This is a genomic window from Harryflintia acetispora (assembly GCA_004340125.1).
GTDB classification, from domain to species: domain Bacteria; phylum Bacillota; class Clostridia; order Oscillospirales; family Ruminococcaceae; genus Harryflintia; species Harryflintia acetispora.
This window is the reverse complement of sequence record SLUK01000003.1, coordinates 130,934-147,388: the sequence shown is the minus strand read 5'-3', so window position 1 is coordinate 147,388 and position 16,455 is coordinate 130,934. Positions and strand designations below refer to the sequence as shown.

The window sequence follows — 16,455 nt, the reverse complement described above, 5'->3', positions numbered from 1 at the left end:
GGGCCCTTGCCATTTTCTCAGTATTGATTCGGCTTGTCCTTGTCCCGGTGGCTGGTCACCACCCGCAGGCCCTTCTTTTGCAGATGCCCGCTCAGGCGCTCGGCAAAGGCTACCGAGCGATGCCGCCCTCCCGTACAACCGATCGCCACCACCAGCTGGCTCTTCCCCTCCTTGAGATAGAGCGGGATCAGAAAATCGAGCAGGTCGCACAGCCGCTGTGCCAGCTGCTGGCTCTGCGGCCACTGGAAGACATAGTCGCGCACCGGCGCTTCCAGCCCGGTGTGCTCCTTGAGCTCGGGGACGTAAAAGGGGTTGGGCAGGCAGCGCACGTCAAAAACCAAGTCCGCCTCGGCCGGGAGCCCGTTTTTGAAGCCGAAGGACATGCAGCGCACCAGCATGGCCTGATGGGTGCTCTGCAAAAAGGTGCCGATCAGGTACTCCCGCAGCTGGGAGGGGGCCATCAGCGAGGTGTCGACGACATAGTCCGCCCGCTGGCGCGCCTCATGCAGCAGCTCCCGCTCGGCGGCGATCGCCTCCTGCAAAGTCAAGGTATCCCCGCCCAGCAGCGGATGCTTGCGCCTGCCCTCCTTGTAGCGCTTGAGCAGCACGCCGTCCGACGCATCGAGAAAGAGGATTTTATAGCCTTCCACCGTCTCGTTGAGCGACCGCAGCGAGGAGAGGAAGTCGCGGAACATCTCCCTGCCCCGCGCGTCCACCACCACGGCGATCTTATTGATCGTCCCGCCCGAGAGCTTCTGCAGGTCGGCAAACCGCCCGAGCAGCTGCGGAGGGACGTTGTCCACGCAGAAAAAACCGATGTCCTCTAACACGTCGATGGCTTTGGATTTCCCGGCGCCCGACATTCCCGTCACAATGATAAATTCCATAGGGTCCCTCCCGGCCTTACCTTTGTCGCTTCCCCTTATCATGGCCTATTGGCCGCGGCGTCATTCAAAAATCCGCCGCCCGTGCTACCACAGATCGCAAAGCGCCCTGCCCTGCGGCGTGTCGGCATATGCCTCGGGCGGCCGGGGGCAGCCTTCGATTTCGGCGCATAGCTGCTCCTGCAGCGGCGGCAGGGTGTTTTCCTCATATCCCGAAAACTCTTCGCAGGTGAGGATCACGGCCCCCATCCGGCGCATGTCCTCAATATTCGCCTTTTGAATCTGCGGGGTCTGGGAGGAGGTGCAGTCCTCGAGGACCACCACCTGATAGTCCAGCGCGTTCGCATCGTAGGCGGTGGTGCGCACGCAGTTGGGGGTGGTGGTCCCGGTCAGAATCACCGTACGCACCCCCAGCCGGCGCAGGATCAAATCCAGCTCGGTCATGAAAAACGCGCTCCAGCGCGGCTTGATGATGGTGTAGTCCCCCTCCTGCGGCCTAAGGCCGGTGGGGACCGTGGCGCCGTGCGCCCCGGTGCTGCCGTGCGCCATCATCCGCTCCCCCCGCTGCCAGGTGCGGTAGCGGGTCAGCTCCACGTCGCTGCCGTTTGCCCGGTAAATCCGTTTGACAAAAAAGACCGGGATTCCCTTCTCCCGCGCCAACCGCACCGCCCGCTCACAGCGCCCGACGGTCTCGAGCGCCCCCGCGATACAGCAGGGGGAGGACGGGTCCAGAAAAGCGTTTTCCATGTCGATGACGATCAATGCGCTCTTGGTAGGGTTTTGGGGCATGTCGGTTCCTCCTCGTTTTTGCGGGTATACTCCGGTATCCCGTCGGCTGTGCTACCGACAGTTTACCACAAAATCTCTCCTGTGTCGAACCCGCAAGGGATAAAATGGGCCGGGACTTTTAATCCCCGGCCCTTCCGCCGCCTATTCCCGCCCGGCGCGCGCATGGCGGCAGCGCAGCGCCAGCTCGATCATACGCTCCTTGCCCTCCCGGGTGAGCGCGCACAGGCAGGCGGCCGCATCCCTTTCGGCGGCCTCGCCGCTGATGTGCAGATAATCGCGAAAGAAGGCGCACAGCAGCGTATTCTCGGTGTAGATCCGGTTGGATTCCCGCACCCCCAGCGCGGTGAGCTGCACATTGCCGTAATACTCCTTTTGGATCATCCCGGCTTCTGCCAACAGCTTAAGGCTTTTGACCACGCTGGCCCGGCTGACCTGCAGCCTCCGGGCGATGTCGACCGAGCGCACCGCCGCGCCCCCGTCGCTGAGCTCGTAGATTGCCAGCAGATACCGCGCGGCACAGGCCGAACGCATATGAGCCACCCCTTTCTAAGTTAGCAGTAGCTAACCTTCGGGCATATCATAACACCGGGAGGACTAAAATGTCAACCCCCTCCGTTTCCGGTCATTCCTGGGCGGCGCGGCCGATGTGCTCCTTGAGCCGCACGAAGGTTTCCTCGCTGATGTCGTGCTCGATCCGGCAGGCATCGGCCTCGGCCACCTCGGGGGTGACGCCCAGGCGGATGAGCCATTCGGTCACCAGGCGGTGCCGCTCATAGATGCGCTCGGCGATCTCCAGGCCCCTGTCGGTCAGCTCGAGAAAGCCCTCCTTGTCCATGGTGACATAGCCATTCTGACGCAGCAGGCTCATCGCCCGGCTGACGCTCGGCTTGCTGAAATTCATCCGCTGCACCACGTCGATCGAGCGCACCGCGCCCTTCTCGCGCCGCAGCACCAGAATCGTCTCCAGATAGTTTTCAGCGGATTCCTGAATCTTCATGCCACAACCATTCCTTTCCCGCGCGTAACCTGAAAGCGAGTGCCCGTATCTGTAATGTTAACCGGATTCAACAATTTTATCGCTTTTCGCCAAATTGATCCGGCTGCAATTTTCTTCATTTTAGCATAGTTCCGTTTTATTCTCAAGTCTCTTGACTTTTTTGGTTAGCAATGGTAAACTGCAACTGTAGTAAAAAGTTAGCAACCACTAACCACATGCCGTATGAAAGAAAGGAAGGATTCCTATTATGCCGCTGACAATGGCACGTTCGGGAGAGCCCGGCACCGTGAAGGAAATCCATGGGAAGGAGGAGACCCGCCGGTTTCTGGAGAGCCTGGGGTTTGTGGAGGGCGGCGCGGTCACCGTCATCTCGCAGATGGGCGGGAACCTGATCGTAAACGTCAAGGATACCCGGGTGGCGCTGAGCAGGAGCATGGCCAGCCGGATCATGATTTGAGGAGGAAACAGCATGAAAACATTGCGAAGCGCCAAATGCGGCGAGACCGTCACCGTTCAGAAACTCGGCGGCGAGGGCGCGCTCAAACGCCGGATCATGGACATGGGGATCACCAAGGGTACGAGCATCTATGTGCGCAAGGTGGCTCCCTTGGGCGACCCGGTCGAGATCACCATCCGCGGATACGAGCTGTCCATCCGCAAGAACGAGGCGGAAAACATCCTGGTGGACTGAGGTATTTTTACCGCCATAAGTTAGCAAACACTAACCATCGACTTCAAAGGCTTCACAGGCCAGCGGGCAATCCCCGCAGAGGAGGTAACACAGAGAATGGCTATTAAAATCGCGCTTGCAGGAAATCCAAACTGCGGCAAAACCACCATGTTCAACGACCTGACCGGGTCGAGCCAGTATGTGGGAAACTGGCCGGGGGTCACGGTCGAGAAGAAAGAGGGCAGGCTGCGCACTCACAAGGATGTGGTCGTGACCGACCTGCCGGGTATTTACAGCCTCTCCCCCTACACGCTGGAGGAGGTCGTCACCCGAAATTACATCCTGGACGAACACCCGGACGTGGTGATCGACCTGGTGGACGGCTCGAACATCGAGCGCAACCTCTACCTGACCACCCAGCTCACCGAGATGGGGCTGCCGGTGATCATCGCGCTGAACATGATCGACATTGTGCAAAAGAACGGCGATAAGATCGACGTCGAAAAGCTCTCACAGGCGCTCGGGTGCGAGGTAATCGAGACCTCGGCGATTAAAGGGACCGGCTCGCGCCAGGTGGCGGAGCGCGCTGTGCAGATGGCGCTCACCGGGGTCAAGACCCACCCTGGACACACCTTCTCAAAGCCGGTCGAGGAAGCGCTCAGCGGGATCGAAAGCCTGATCGACGGTACGGTCCCGCAGGAAAGGCTGCGCTGGTACTCCATCAAGCTGTTCGAGCGGGACGAAAAGGTGCTCGAAAAGCTGGAGCTGGATGCGGACGGCAAAAAGCGCCTGGAGGAGATCGTCTCCGGGCTCGAGGCCGAGCTGGATGACGACAGCGAAAGCATCATCACGGGCGAGCGCTATCAGTTCATCGGTAAGCTGGTCAGCCAGTGCGTGCGCAAAAGGCAAAGCGGCCTGACCACCTCGGACAAGATCGACCGGGTGGTGACCAACCGCTGGCTGGCGCTGCCCATCTTTGCTGCCGTGATGTATATCGTCTACTTCGTCTCGGTCTCGTGGCTGGGCACCATCGTCACCGACTGGACCAACGACACCCTGTTTGCCGAGACCATCCAGCCCGCCGTCGGCGGGTGGCTGGAGGCGGTGGGCGCCGCCGGCTGGCTGCAGGGGCTGATCGTGGACGGCATCATCGGCGGCGTGGGCGCGGTGCTCGGCTTCGTGCCGCAGATGTTCATCCTCTTCTTCTTCCTCTCCATCCTGGAGGACTGCGGCTACATGGCGCGCGTCGCCTTCATCATGGACCGGATCTTCCGCAAGTTCGGCCTCTCGGGCAAGAGCTTCATCCCCATGCTCATCTCCTCCGGCTGCGGCGTGCCGGGGATCATGGCCACCCGCACCATCGAAAACGAGAAGGACCGGCGGATGACCATCATGACCACCACCTTCATCCCCTGCGGCGCCAAGCTGCCGATCATCGCGCTGATCGCGGGCGCGGTCTTCCCGAACATCACCTGGATGGCCCCGGCGACCTACTTCTTCGGGATCTTTATGGTCGTCATTTCCGGGATCATCCTCAAGAAGACCAAGATGTTCGCCGGCGACCCCTCCCCCTTCGTCATGGAGCTGCCCCAATACCACTTCCCCGCCCCCAAGGGCGTACTGCTGCACATGTGGGAGCGCGGCAAGGCCTTCATCATCAAGGCCGGCACCGTCATCTTCGTGGCCTGCGGGATCATCTGGTTTTTGCAGAGCTTCGGCTTCGGCCCCGAGGGCCTTTACATGGTCGAGGATGAAAACGCCAGCCTGCTGGCCGCGATCGGGGGCGTGATCGCCCCGGTCTTCCTGCCGCTGGGCTTCGGCAACTGGCAGGCGGCCGTGGCCAGCGTCTCCGGGCTGGTGGCCAAGGAGAACGTGGTCGGCACCTTCGGCGTGCTCTTCGGCCTGGGCGAGGTCGGCGAGGACGACCCGGCCCTGCTCAGTATGGTTCCGACGCTCTTCGCCACGAGTGCCAGCGCCCTGGCTTTCATGGTCTTCAACCTGACCTGCGCGCCCTGCTTCGCGGCCATCGGCGCCATCCGCCGGGAGATGATGAGCGCCAAGTGGACTTGGTTCGCCATCGGCTACATGACGGTCATGGCCTACGTGATGGGCTTCATCATCAACCAGCTGGGCGGCTTCCTCTTCTATGGCGTGTCCTTCGGAATCGGCCAGGTCCTGGCCCTGATCTGTGTGGCAGCGCTGCTCTGGGGGCTGCTGCGCAGCTACAATCCCAATAAAACGGCCCGTAAACCCGCCGTCGCGGGGGCGCATGCATAACCGCCCCGCAGAAGGAAGGAGTCCTTATGGTAACCTGGATCATATTCGGTCTTTTGCTGCTGGCCATGTTTTTCGCCGTCCGCTACGCCTTTCGCAAGGCCAAGCGCGGTGAATGCGTCGGCTGTCCGGGCGGCAAAAGCGGTGGCTGCTGCCACTGTCAGCGGCAGATGGATACAAAGTAACCGACTTACCCCCTGCCGGAAGCGGCAGGGGGTAAGTTTTGTTTTCATTGGCGATTGACAAAGCCGCTGGGATTTTATACAATCAATTCATACTATACATAAGGGGAAGCGTTATGCAAAAGAGAAGTATTCCAGTGTGCATCATTCTATCCATCCTCACCTGCAACCTCTACGGGATCTATTGGTTCATCTGCCTGACCGACGAGGCAAACGCCCTTTCAGGGGATCACAAAACCTCCGGCGGGATGGCCTTCCTGCTGACGCTCATCACCTGTAACATCTACGGGATATACTGGGCCTACAAAATGGGCGAAAAGCTGGATATGGTGAAAAGGGCGCGGGGCATTCCCAGCAGCGACAGCGGCGTGCTCTACCTGATCCTGGAGCTGATCTTCCCCCTGGCCGGCTGGGCGCTCATGCAAAATGAGATCAACAAGCTGATCGACGGCCCCATCTATCAATGAGAGACCGGCTGCAAAACCTGCTGAAAAAAGCGTCCCTGCTCTGCCTAGGCGCGGCGGGGTACGCTTTTTTGCTGCTGTATACCCCCGTTTCGATCCCCTGCCCCTTTCATGCGCTCACCGGGCTCTACTGTCCCGGCTGCGGGGTTTCGCGCATGTCGCTGGCCCTGCTGCGCCTCGATCTTGCCGCCGCCCTTCGCGCGAACGCGGCGCTCTGCCTCCTGCTCCCGGCGCTGGCGCTGCTCTTCCTGTGGCGCGGTGGGCACTACCTGCGCACCGGCGAGTGGGCGACGCCGCGGTGGCTGTCCTCCCTGCTCTGGGTGATGATCGCGCTGCTCCTCCTGTTCGGGGTGCTGCGAAACCTTCCCGCCCTGTCCTTCCTCGCGCCCCACTGAATCTCTCAAACATGCAAAGTCCCTGCGCGCTCCCGCAAAGCGGGAGCGCGCAGGGACTCTTTTATCAAGCTGTGCGGTCATTCCTCCCGGGAGAGGTCCTTCGCTTCGATTCGGCGGTAGGGCAGCCAGATATAATGCCCTTCCTCCAGCTTCGCCGCCGATGCGGGGTCCTCCCCGCGGCTGAGCGCCAGCGACAGGTCGATCATGGTCTTTGCCATCCCCTCGCTGTCGTTGAGCACGGTGCCCTTGAGGGTCCCGGCCCGGATGGCCTCGAGCGCCGGCGGGGTTGCGTCCACCCCGACCACCAGAGGCATGCTCTCGGCGCTAAGGCCGGCGGAGAGGCAGGCGTCGATCGCGCCCAGGGCCATGTCGTCGTTGTTGGCGAAGACCGCCTCGATGTCCCCGCCTTGCTCCTCCAGCCACAGCGACATCTTCTGCGCGGCCTGCGCACGGTTCCAGTTGGCCGACTCGCTGGCCAGCTTGCGCACCCGGATTCCCACCGAGGTCAGCGCGTCTATGGCATACTTGGTGCGCAGCAGGGTGTCCTGATGGCCGGGCTCACCTTCGAGCATGACATACTCGAGCACGTCGTTGCCGTTGCGGTCCACCTGACCGCGCTCATTCTGCCACAGGTCGCGCACGATCTGCCCCTGCAGCCGCCCCGATTCGGCGGCCTTGGCCCCCACATAGTAAACCTGCTCCCAGCGCTCCATGTCCTCCTCGACCGGCTGGCGGTTGAAGAAGATCAGGGGTACTGCGGCCTCCTCGGCCTTGTCGATCAATACGGCGGCCGCCGTGCGGTCCACGATGTTGACGCAGATCACGTCGCACCCCTGGTCGAGGAAGCGGTCCATCTGCTCAAGCTGCACCGTCTGGTTGCTGCGCCCATCGGTGATGGTCAGGCTGATCTTAATATCCTTTTCCAGTTCCTCCTCCCGCGCCAGGCGCTCCATATGCTGCACCACGGTGGAGATGAAGGTGTCCTCCTGCTGGTAAACCGCGATCCCCAGGCGCAGGACGCTCTCCTCCCGCTCGCTGCCTCCCGTGCAGCCGCCCAGCAGGATGGCAAGGAGCAGAAGTACTGCCAGCCCTTTAATACATAACCGGGAAAAACAGCTTTTGATTGTCCGGTTCATACAGATTCTCCCCTCGCACAATTCGGAAGCCCAGCTGCGGCGTATTCAGGCTCCTCTCGCCCCTTGAACGGCGGGCCGCCTCCTGCACCGACGAATACCCTGCCGCGTAGTCACTCCAGGCGGCCGCCGCCGCGATGGTGCCCTTTTCCAGGCAGGCCGCGATCGCCCCGGTGGCTCCCACCCCATAGAGCAGCGGCTGCTCGGGCAACTCCTGTGCCACCGAGGCCAACGCCTCGGTGGCGGCATAATCGAAGGCGATCACGGCGCCAGCGCCGGTCTGCCCGAGCAGCCCGGGCAGCTCCCGCTGCAGGCTCTGCGCCTCGGCCTTCTGCACCTCGAAGGGCACCCCCGCCTCCCGCAGCGTCTGCAGGCAGGCTTGCAGACGCTGCGCGACCCCGGTGCTGCGTGAGGCGGTATCCAGCAGCAATACCCGCTCCCCGCGGCGGTCCTCCAGAAATGCCCCGGCCAGCGCCCGGCCCATCTCTCCGTTCTCCGGCGTGAAGCAGGCCCTGCCTCCGGGCATGGGCGACTCCATGGTCACCACCGGCAGCTCGATGGACTGCTCCTCCAAAAACGCGGCGAGCCCCTCGGGATCGGCGGGGACCACGATCACGGCGTCGGCCCCGCCCTTCGCCTCCCGCTGGAGCAGCGCCGCCTGGGAAGCGTAGTCGTTGTCCTGCGCCAAGGGCAGGAAGCGCAGCTCCGCCCCAAGATCCACGGCCGCCTGCTCCATCCCCAGCCTGGCGTTGGACCACAAAGCGGTATCCGCCTCGCGGATGAGCACCGAAATTTCCAGCGTGCGGCGGCGGCTCTCGATGCCGGGGAGCTCGGGCAGCACCAGGGTGAGCGCCACCGAGACGCCCAACAGGCAGAGGATCACCAGCTGGATCAGATTGCGTCCTATCTTCACGGCTGTGCCTCCTTCCACCGGCCGGCTGCCGACTCGTCCAGGGCCGGCTGGCGAATGCGCACGGTGGTGCCCATATCCGGCTCGCTCATGATGACAAGGCCGTAACGCTCCCCGAAGGTGAGCCGGATCCGGCTGTGCACGTTGCGCACCCCGATCCCCGAGCCCTTGCCCCGGTTGGGGACCGGCTTGCTGCCGTCCAGCAGCTGCCCGGCCATCTCGGGGAGCATGCCCAGTCCGTTATCGCTCACGTCGATGAGCAGGTCCTCCTCCTCGCGGTAGGCGTGCACGGTGATCAGCCCGTCCCCGTCGGCGGCGGCCATCCCGTGGTAGATGGCGTTCTCCAGAATCGGTTGGACGATCAGCTTGAGGGAGTAGAGCCCTTCGGTGTCCGCGTCGGCATGAATCTGCACCTCGAAACGGTTCTTATAACGCATTTTCTGGATGGTCATGTAGTGCCCGGCGTGCTCGAGCTCGTCGCGCAGGGGGATGATGCTGCTCCCCCGGCTGAGCGAAATACGGAACAACCTCGCCAGGGAGGTGACCATCTGGATGGCCTCGGGGTACCGCCCCGCCTCGGTCATCCAGATGACCGAATCCAGGGTGTTATACAAAAAGTGGGGGTTGATCTGCGACTGGAGCACCTCCAGCTCGGAGCGGCGCTTCTCGCCCTCCTGCTGGATGATGTCCTCCATCAGGTGGCGCATGGTCGAGGTCATCGAGCGGATGGCGTGCCCCAGCCGGCGCACCTCGTAGCAGCCGTCCTCCTCGATCTCGACCTCCTTGCCCGCCTCGAGCTGCTTGACCGTCTGCTCGAGATTGCGGATGGGCTTGGAGATGTGCTCGGAAATGCGGAAGTTGAGGAAAGCCAGCAAAAAGACCGAAAAGAGGATCAGCGACGCGCCGAAGAGGATCATCTGGTAGGAGTTGGACGCAAGCCCCGCCACCGGGACCACGCCCACCAGCTTCCAGCCGGTGTAGCCCACCGTCTTGACGGTTACCTGCCGCTCCCGCCCGCCGAAACTTTCGCGGTGGCTGCCGTCGCGGTAGCCGGCGGCGGCAAGGTTGTTTTCCTCCTCGAGCCCCGCGTAGATCATCTGCTGCTTGGGGTGGTAGATCAGCTCCCCGTTCCCGTCGATGAGGTAGAGGTAGCCGCCGCCCGGCAGCTCCACATCCCGGCAGATCTGCTCGATCCCGCCGAAGCTCATGTCCACGAGCAGCACGCCGTTTTCGGTGCTGCCCGCCCTAGTCAGCTCCACATGGCGGCTCAGCGACACCACCCAGCGGTAGGAGTAGCTGGGGTCCTCAAAGAGGTTTTGCACCTGCGGGGTGAAAAAATGCAGGTTTTCAAGCCTCTGGGTGGCGGCGGTGAACCAGGGCTGCTGCGCGGGGGCAGCCTGGGGCTTGAGGGAGCCCAGCGGCGTGGCGCTCACCAGTGAACCGTCGCCGCCAAAGAGGGCGATCGAAACGAGCGCGTCGCGGTTCTCCTCATACAGCAGGTTCATCTGCTGGGAGATGTCCCCCCGCTCGAGGTCGGTGGACTTGATCACCCGAAAATACATGGTGTCCGAAATGCGCATCATCCGGCGCAGATAGCCATCCAGGTTCAAATTCACCTGGGCGAGCACCCGCTGGCTGCCGTCCTCCTGCAGGCGGTTGGTGGTTGTGGAGAAGCGCCAGAACAAGGACAGGCCGATGAAGAGAATCCCCACCACCGCCACCGCCGTGAAGGAGAGGGAGATGACCATCTGGATGCTCATCGAGCGGTACCAGCGTGACACCCTGCTTGCCAGCGAACGGATCAATTTTCGCATATTCCCGGCGCTCCTTCCCCATTTGATTCAGTGGTTTCAGCCGTCCTTGAGCCCCGCGCGGAACTTGGAGGGCGACATACCGAAATGTTTTTTGAAAACGTAGCTGAAATAGTTCGGGTCCTGATAGCCGGTCCTCTCGGCGATCCGGTAGGTCGTTTCCCCACTCTCGCGCAGCAGCCGTACCGCCTCCTCCATGCGCACATCGGTTACATAGGCGGTAAAGCCCATGCCGGTTTCGCGCTTGAAGAGGGTGGAAAAATAAGCGGGCGACAGGTGCAGGTGGGCGCACAGGGCATCCACCCCCAGGTCGCTGTCGGCAAAGTTTTGGGCGATGTAGGCCTTGGCCGCCTCGACGGTGCGCCCGGCGGAATCGATCCGCCGCCTGCCCAGCAGCTCCTGAAGGCGCAGGCAGCGCTCGCAGCACCAGCGCCCGAGCTCCTCGGGCGAGCGGAAGTCGGTGAGCTGCACCATCCCGGTGAAGCCCTCGCCGAAGACCTCCTCCGGCTCCACCCCGCCGCTGCGCGCCAGCTTGATTAAGGAGGTGAGCAGCTCGAGGAAAAAGATCTGGCACTGCGGCAGCGCGAGCCCCGCCTCCCGCACCCTGGCGATCAGGGATTCGATCAGGGGCGGGAGCTGCTCCCGGTCGCCGAGCTTGATCGCGGCTGAGAGCTCGCGCTCGTCCGCCTCGTCGAAGGAGAGGCGCACCGATCCGTCCGGCTCCAGATCGCCGATATAGAGCACCCGCCCCGGCCCGGCGAGCACCCGGTAATCCAGCGCCCAGCGGGCCTCCTCGACCGAAAGATGGAGCTGCTGCGGCCCGAAGCAGGGCCGGCCGACCCCCACCGTGAGAGTCAGGTCCAGATAGCTGCGCGAAAGGGCGCAGACCCGGTCCAGCTCGGCGATCAGCGGATAGGGGTTTTCAAACCTCGGCAAAGTGGTCAGCAGGGCCACCGTGTCGTTGTAGAGGATCAGATGGGAGGTGCAGTCCTTTAGGGAGAAATGCTCCTCGAACAGCGCGCGCACCGAGACGAGGAGCAGCTCGTCCCGGTTGATCGGGTCGTCCTCCCCCGCGCCGTCCACCTGGATGAGCGCGGCCGCCCAAACCCCCTCGGGCAGACCGATCTCGAAGCGGTCGGCCCGCTCGCGGACCTGGTCGGGGCGCACCCGTCCGTCGAGCAGCCGGGTGAAAAACAGCTCGCGCAGCACCGGCAGGCTCTCCTCATATTGCCGGCGCAGGGTCTCCATATCCCGGCGCTCGGCCCGCTCGCGGTCCAGCTGGCCGCGCAGCTTCTGCAGAACCTCCCGCAGCTCGGGGGCGTTGATCGGCTTGAGGATGTACTCCGAGACGTTCATGCTGATGGCCTGGCGGGCGTATTCAAAGTCGTCGAAGCCGGAAAAGACCACCGTCCTGGCCGCGGGCAGCTGGGTGCGCAGGCGGCGGCAGAGCTCCAGCCCGTCGATGAAGGGCATCTTGATGTCGGTGAGCACCACATCGGGGCGCAGCTGCTCGCAGAGCTCCAGCGCCTCGGCGCCATTCTCCGCCTCGCCGACCAGCTCGAAGCCCAAGGAGGCCCAGTCGATCTTGCGGCTGATCCCCTCGCGGATCTCCTCCTCGTCGTCCACCAGCAGAACCCGGTATGTTTCCATACGCAATCCCCTCCCGTATGATGATTAGTATACCAGTAGTTTCGCAGTTTCTGCAAGAGATAATCAAAATTAGCCCCCATACAGCATGAGGCTGCCGGTTTATCCGGCAGCCTCATGCGCACGAATCCCAAAACGGATTACTTCTTGACCAGGTATTTGCGCATATCCAGCGCGCAGGCGAACAGGATGATCCCGCCCTTGATGAGATAGAACAGGTCCTGGTTGATCCCGATCATATTCAGTCCCACGAAGATCAGGCGCAGCATGAGCACGCCGACGAGGATCCCGCGGATCTTACCGATACCGCCGACGAACGACACGCCGCCGATGACGCAGGCCGCGATCCCGTCCAGCTCGTAGTTGAAGCCGGTGTTGGCGGTGTTGGAGGCCACGCGCGCGCCCTCCACGAAGCCGGTCACCGCATACATGGCGCCCGCCAGGGCGAAGACCAGGATGGTGGTGGCCATCACGTTGACGCCGGAAACCCGCGCGGCTTCCTCATTGGCGCCCAGGGCAAACATGTTTTTCCCCAGGGTGGTCTTGTTCCAGATAAACCACATCAGCGCGGTGGCGATCACGGCGATGATCACATAGTTGGGGATCGGGTTGCCGCCCACCTGCATGAAGGGCAGGTGCCCGGTCACGAACTCGGTGTAGGATTTATCCAGCCCGGAGATGGCCATGCCCTTGTTGTTGCCCATCTTGACGTAGAGCAGCAGGAGGGTATAGACAATCAGCTGGGTGCCCAGGGTCACGATGAAGGGATGGAGCTTGAACTTGGCCACAAAGAAGCCGTTGAACGCGCCGAAAAGCCCGCCGATGAGCATGGCGATCAGGATGACCACAAAGATGTTCAGCGGTCCGATGCTCGGCCACATCTTGTTGTTGGTGGTGACCGCCTGCAAGAGCGAGGCGGAAATACACGCGGTCAACCCCACGATCCGCCCGGCGGACAGGTCGGTGCCGGTCAGGACGATACATCCCGCAACGCCCAGCGCGACGGGCAGGTAGGCCGCCGTCTGGGACAGGATGTTGATGATGGACGAGGCCGTCAGAAAGTTCGGGTTCTTCATCGCAATATAGACGATGGCGATGAACATCAGGATGAACAGCGCGTTGTTCATCAAAAGGTCGCCCACCCGCTTGGCGGTCCAGGGCTCGCTTTCGCGCTTGACCTTGGCGACGGTGTTATTACTCATAGTGGTGCCTCCCCTTACACATACTTGGCCGCCAGGGTGAGGATCTCCTCCTGGCTGGTATTCTTTGCGTCGACCTCGCCGGCCAGCAGGCCGCCGGACATGACCAGAATCCGGTCGCAGACGCCCAGCAGCTCGGGCATCTCGGAGGAGACCATGATGACCCCCTTGCCCTCGTTGGCCAGATTGATGATCAGCTGATAGATTTCATATTTCGCGCCCACGTCGATCCCGCGGGTCGGTTCATCCAGCAGCAGCACCTCGGGCTTGGTGAGCAGCCACCGGCCGATGATGACCTTTTGCTGGTTGCCGCCCGAGAGCGAGCGGATCTGCGTCTTCTGGCCGGGGGTCTTGATCCGCATGGCCTCGATCGACCAGTCGGTGTCCTTGGCCATCTTTTTGTCGTCTAAGTACACGCCCCACTTCAGATAGTCGTGCAGGCTGGAGATCACCGTGTTTTCCCTAATACTCAGCACCCCAAAGATGCCGGTCGCCCGGCGCTCCTCGGTCAGCAGCGCGAAGCCGTTCCTGATCGCCTCGCCCGGCGTGCGGTTCTGCACCTCTTTGCCGTGCAGGCGGATGGTCCCCCCGCCCTTGGTCATGGCGCCGAAGAGGTTTTCCAGCACCTCGGTGCGCCCTGAGCCGTCCAGCCCCGCGATCCCGAGGATTTCGCCCTTGCGCAGCTCGAAGGAGGCCTCCTTGAGCCGGGTATACTTGCCCGAGAGCTTCTGGACCTCGAGGATCACGTCCCCCGGCTCGTTGGTCTTGGGCGGGAAGCGGTTGGTCAGCTCCCGGCCCACCATCAGGCGGATGATCTCCTCCATGGTCAACTCGCTCGCCGGGCGGGTCGCCACCCAGGCGCCGTCGCGCATGATGGTGACCTCATCGCTGATGCGCAGGATTTCTTCCATCTTATGGCTGATATAGATGATGCCGCACCCCTTGTCGCGCAGCATCTTGATGATGCGGAACAGGTGCTCCACCTCCACCTCGGTCAGCGAGGAGGTGGGCTCGTCGAAGACGATGATCTTGGCCTCGTAGGAGACCGCCTTGGCGATCTCCACCATCTGCCGCTGGGAGACGGGCATGGTGGACATGATCGTTTTGGGATCGACCTTGACCTCGAGCTGGCTGAACACCTCGCGGGTGCGCTGCATCATGGCGTGCTCGTTGACCATCAGCCCGCCCACCTTGGGATAGCGCCCGAGCCAGAGGTTATCCAAAACGCTGCGCGTCAGGGCCTGGTTGAGCTCCTGATGCACCATGGCGACCCCGTTTTCCAAGGCCTCCTTGGCGCTTTTAAAATTGACCTCTTTCCCGTCCAAGATGATGGTCCCGCTGTCCTTGCGGTAGATGCCGAACAGGCATTTCATCAAGGTGGACTTGCCCGCGCCGTTCTCGCCCATCAGGGCGTGGACGGTGCCGGGGCGCACCGTGAGGGACACGTTGTCGAGCGCCTTGACACCGGGAAATTCCTTGCTGACGTTCTTCATTTCCAGCAATACCGGCTGCTCCATCTGTTTCCTCCTCTCTAAAGGTACCGCGGAGCCCCTGCCCGAGCCGCCCTGAAAAGGACGGGTGCAGCTTGGGCAGGGGTTCCACGCAAAAAGCGGGGCTGCCACTTCTGGCAACCCCGCTCGTCCGTGGCGATCCGTGCTGGGGCGAATGCCGCGAATATTTCGCTTATTCGCCGGTGTACACGCCGTAAGGTACGCGAATCTTGTCCACGCCTTCGTCTACGTTGAAGGAATCGGTGTTGGCCATCAGCTCGGAACCGTCCTTGACGTTCCCAACCAGAGCGGTGATGGTCTTGGCCATACCTTCGGCATCCTGCATGATGGTACCGGTCATCATACCTTCCTGGATCTTCTGCTTGGCGGAGTCGATCGCGTCAACGCCGAAGACCGGGATGGTCTTGCCGCCGTCGCCCTTGTTGTAGCCGGCAGCCTGCAGCGCGGAGATCGCGCCCTCGGCCATGCCGTCGTTGTTGGCGATGACCATCTCGACCATGTTGCCGTTGGACTCGGAGTACTCGGCGAGGATGGTGTTCATGTAGTCGGTCGCGGCCTGCGCGCTCCACGCGCCGGTCTGGTCGACCAGGTACTTGGAGGTGTTGCCCGCGTCATAGAAGGTCAGGGCGGACTTGCCGGCCTCGGTGAGCAGCTTGTCGCAGTCCTCAACGGAATACTGGGTGCGGTACTCGGCCTCGGCGTTGCCCTCCTGGCCCTTGAACATGACGTAGGAGATGGTGCCGTCGCCGTTGAGATCGGTGGCCTCGTAGTTGGCGAGCAGGTACTCGGCGATCATCTGGCCCTGCATGTGGCCGGCCTCGGCGGCGTCGGTGCCGACGAAGGCGCACTTGTCGTAGCTGTTGACCACCTCATCGGCAACCTCGCGGTTGAAGAAGATGATGGGGATCCCGGCGCCCTGGGCGGCCTCGACGGCCTTCTGTGCGGCATCGGGAGAAGAGGTCTCGACGATGTTGACGATCAGCAGGTTGGCACCGTTGGTGATGGCGGTGTTGATCTGGTCGATCTGGGTGCCCTGGATGTTGGCGGCGTCATAGTTCTGGTACTTCACGCCCAGCGCGTCGAGCTGCGAATCCATGTGGCCGCGCACGCTGGTGATGTACACATCGGCGAAGTTGTAGTAGAACACGCCGACGTTCAGGTCCGAAAGATCGGCCGCAGGGGTGGATTCGGCAGGAGTGCTGGACTCAGCCGGGGTGCTGGACTCAGGGGTGGAAGCGGGGGCCTCGGAGCTCGACGTGGTGGTCGTGCCACCGGAGCACCCGGCCAGCAGGCTCAGCGAGAGCATACCGGCAATGGCAAGTGAAAGAATTCTCTTCATTCTGTTTCCTCCTTAAAATCAAGGGTTGATTTCCTGATTCGCGCCGCGGGAGGCACTCCCTGCGGGGCAACTTTATTGTACCGCCCGCGAATAAGAAAAACGATAGAAAATTCTTTTCTCTTTCATGAAAAAACTTTGTTGTTTCCCTGGAAAGTTTTAGGGGAAACGTTTCCCTTACAAGGACGTCCCCCTGCTCACCGCCCTCCACAGGCGGAACGGGCGGGCCCGATCGCAAAACTCCGGCAGGCGT

The 16,455-nt window shown here is 62.3% G+C and carries 17 protein-coding genes; 6 read left to right on the top strand and 11 right to left on the bottom strand.

What is annotated here, in order from left to right:
* Positions 1 to 17: 17 nt before the first annotated feature.
* From rapZ to EDD78_RS05335, 4 genes are all read right to left on the bottom strand, one after another.
* Positions 18 to 887 (bottom strand): RNase adapter RapZ, encoded by an 870-nt coding sequence (rapZ, locus tag EDD78_RS05350; protein ID WP_079698968.1) that lies wholly within the window; start codon positions 885 to 887, stop codon positions 18 to 20.
* 84 nt (positions 888 to 971) lie between these two features.
* On the bottom strand, positions 972 to 1,673 hold the full coding sequence (locus tag EDD78_RS05345) for a cysteine hydrolase family protein (RefSeq protein WP_132084223.1): 702 nt from the start codon (positions 1,671 to 1,673) through the stop codon (positions 972 to 974).
* Positions 1,674 to 1,814: 141 nt separating this feature from the next.
* Positions 1,815 to 2,204 carry a metal-dependent transcriptional regulator gene (locus EDD78_RS05340; RefSeq protein ID WP_079698966.1) on the bottom strand — a complete coding sequence of 130 codons (390 nt, stop codon included), beginning with the start codon at positions 2,202 to 2,204 and terminating at the stop codon, positions 1,815 to 1,817.
* A gap of 91 nt (positions 2,205 to 2,295) precedes the next feature.
* Entirely contained in the window at positions 2,296 to 2,670 is a 375-nt protein-coding gene (locus EDD78_RS05335; RefSeq protein ID WP_079698965.1) for a metal-dependent transcriptional regulator, read from the bottom strand.
* Between the two features lie 247 nt (positions 2,671 to 2,917).
* Here EDD78_RS05335 and EDD78_RS05330 point away from each other — a divergent pair, with 247 nt between their 5' ends.
* The 6 genes from EDD78_RS05330 (at position 2,918) to EDD78_RS05305 (ending at position 6,655) form a co-directional block, all read left to right on the top strand.
* Entirely contained in the window at positions 2,918 to 3,127 is a 210-nt protein-coding gene (locus EDD78_RS05330) for a FeoA family protein (protein WP_181966696.1), read from the top strand.
* Between the two features lie 12 nt (positions 3,128 to 3,139).
* Positions 3,140 to 3,361, top strand: a complete 222-nt coding sequence (locus EDD78_RS05325) for a FeoA family protein (protein WP_132084222.1) — start codon at positions 3,140 to 3,142, stop codon at positions 3,359 to 3,361.
* A gap of 96 nt (positions 3,362 to 3,457) precedes the next feature.
* A complete protein-coding gene (gene feoB, locus EDD78_RS05320) occupies positions 3,458 to 5,617 on the top strand; it encodes a ferrous iron transport protein B (RefSeq protein WP_132084221.1) in 2,160 nt (719 codons plus the stop codon).
* Between the two features lie 26 nt (positions 5,618 to 5,643).
* Positions 5,644 to 5,799 carry a FeoB-associated Cys-rich membrane protein gene (locus tag EDD78_RS05315; protein ID WP_132084220.1) on the top strand — a complete coding sequence of 52 codons (156 nt, stop codon included), beginning with the start codon at positions 5,644 to 5,646 and terminating at the stop codon, positions 5,797 to 5,799.
* Between the two features lie 113 nt (positions 5,800 to 5,912).
* Positions 5,913 to 6,263 carry a DUF4234 domain-containing protein gene (locus tag EDD78_RS05310; RefSeq protein WP_079698960.1) on the top strand — a complete coding sequence of 117 codons (351 nt, stop codon included), beginning with the start codon at positions 5,913 to 5,915 and terminating at the stop codon, positions 6,261 to 6,263.
* Positions 6,260 to 6,655, top strand: coding sequence for a DUF2752 domain-containing protein (locus EDD78_RS05305; protein ID WP_132084219.1), 396 nt, complete (start codon positions 6,260 to 6,262; stop codon positions 6,653 to 6,655). Before EDD78_RS05310 ends, EDD78_RS05305 begins: the two co-directional genes overlap by 4 nt.
* 77 nt (positions 6,656 to 6,732) lie before the next feature.
* Here the strand turns inward: EDD78_RS05305 and EDD78_RS05300 are convergent, their stop codons facing one another.
* The 7 genes from EDD78_RS05300 to EDD78_RS05270 form a co-directional block, all read right to left on the bottom strand.
* Positions 6,733 to 7,791: a galactose ABC transporter substrate-binding protein gene (locus tag EDD78_RS05300; protein ID WP_117507805.1), complete on the bottom strand. Its 1,059-nt coding sequence runs from the start codon at positions 7,789 to 7,791 to the stop codon at positions 6,733 to 6,735.
* Positions 7,748 to 8,701, bottom strand: coding sequence for a substrate-binding domain-containing protein (locus EDD78_RS05295; protein WP_165873117.1), 954 nt, complete (start codon positions 8,699 to 8,701; stop codon positions 7,748 to 7,750). Before EDD78_RS05295 ends, EDD78_RS05300 begins: the two co-directional genes overlap by 44 nt.
* Positions 8,698 to 10,512, bottom strand: coding sequence for a sensor histidine kinase (locus EDD78_RS05290; RefSeq protein ID WP_132084217.1), 1,815 nt, complete (start codon positions 10,510 to 10,512; stop codon positions 8,698 to 8,700). Before EDD78_RS05290 ends, EDD78_RS05295 begins: the two co-directional genes overlap by 4 nt.
* A gap of 36 nt (positions 10,513 to 10,548) precedes the next feature.
* The gene (locus EDD78_RS05285) at positions 10,549 to 12,159 is read right to left on the bottom strand and encodes a response regulator (RefSeq protein WP_132084216.1); all 1,611 of its coding nucleotides are present in this window, start codon (positions 12,157 to 12,159) and stop codon (positions 10,549 to 10,551) included.
* A 137-nt stretch (positions 12,160 to 12,296) separates the two neighbouring features.
* Complete coding sequence (locus tag EDD78_RS05280) at positions 12,297 to 13,358, bottom strand: galactose/methyl galactoside ABC transporter permease MglC (RefSeq protein ID WP_132084215.1); 1,062 nt, start codon at positions 13,356 to 13,358, stop codon at positions 12,297 to 12,299.
* 14 nt (positions 13,359 to 13,372) lie between these two features.
* Positions 13,373 to 14,872, bottom strand: a complete 1,500-nt coding sequence (locus tag EDD78_RS05275) for a sugar ABC transporter ATP-binding protein (protein ID WP_079698954.1) — start codon at positions 14,870 to 14,872, stop codon at positions 13,373 to 13,375.
* A gap of 166 nt (positions 14,873 to 15,038) precedes the next feature.
* Positions 15,039 to 16,205 carry a galactose ABC transporter substrate-binding protein gene (locus EDD78_RS05270; RefSeq protein ID WP_079698953.1) on the bottom strand — a complete coding sequence of 389 codons (1,167 nt, stop codon included), beginning with the start codon at positions 16,203 to 16,205 and terminating at the stop codon, positions 15,039 to 15,041.
* Positions 16,206 to 16,455 lie beyond the last annotated feature (250 nt).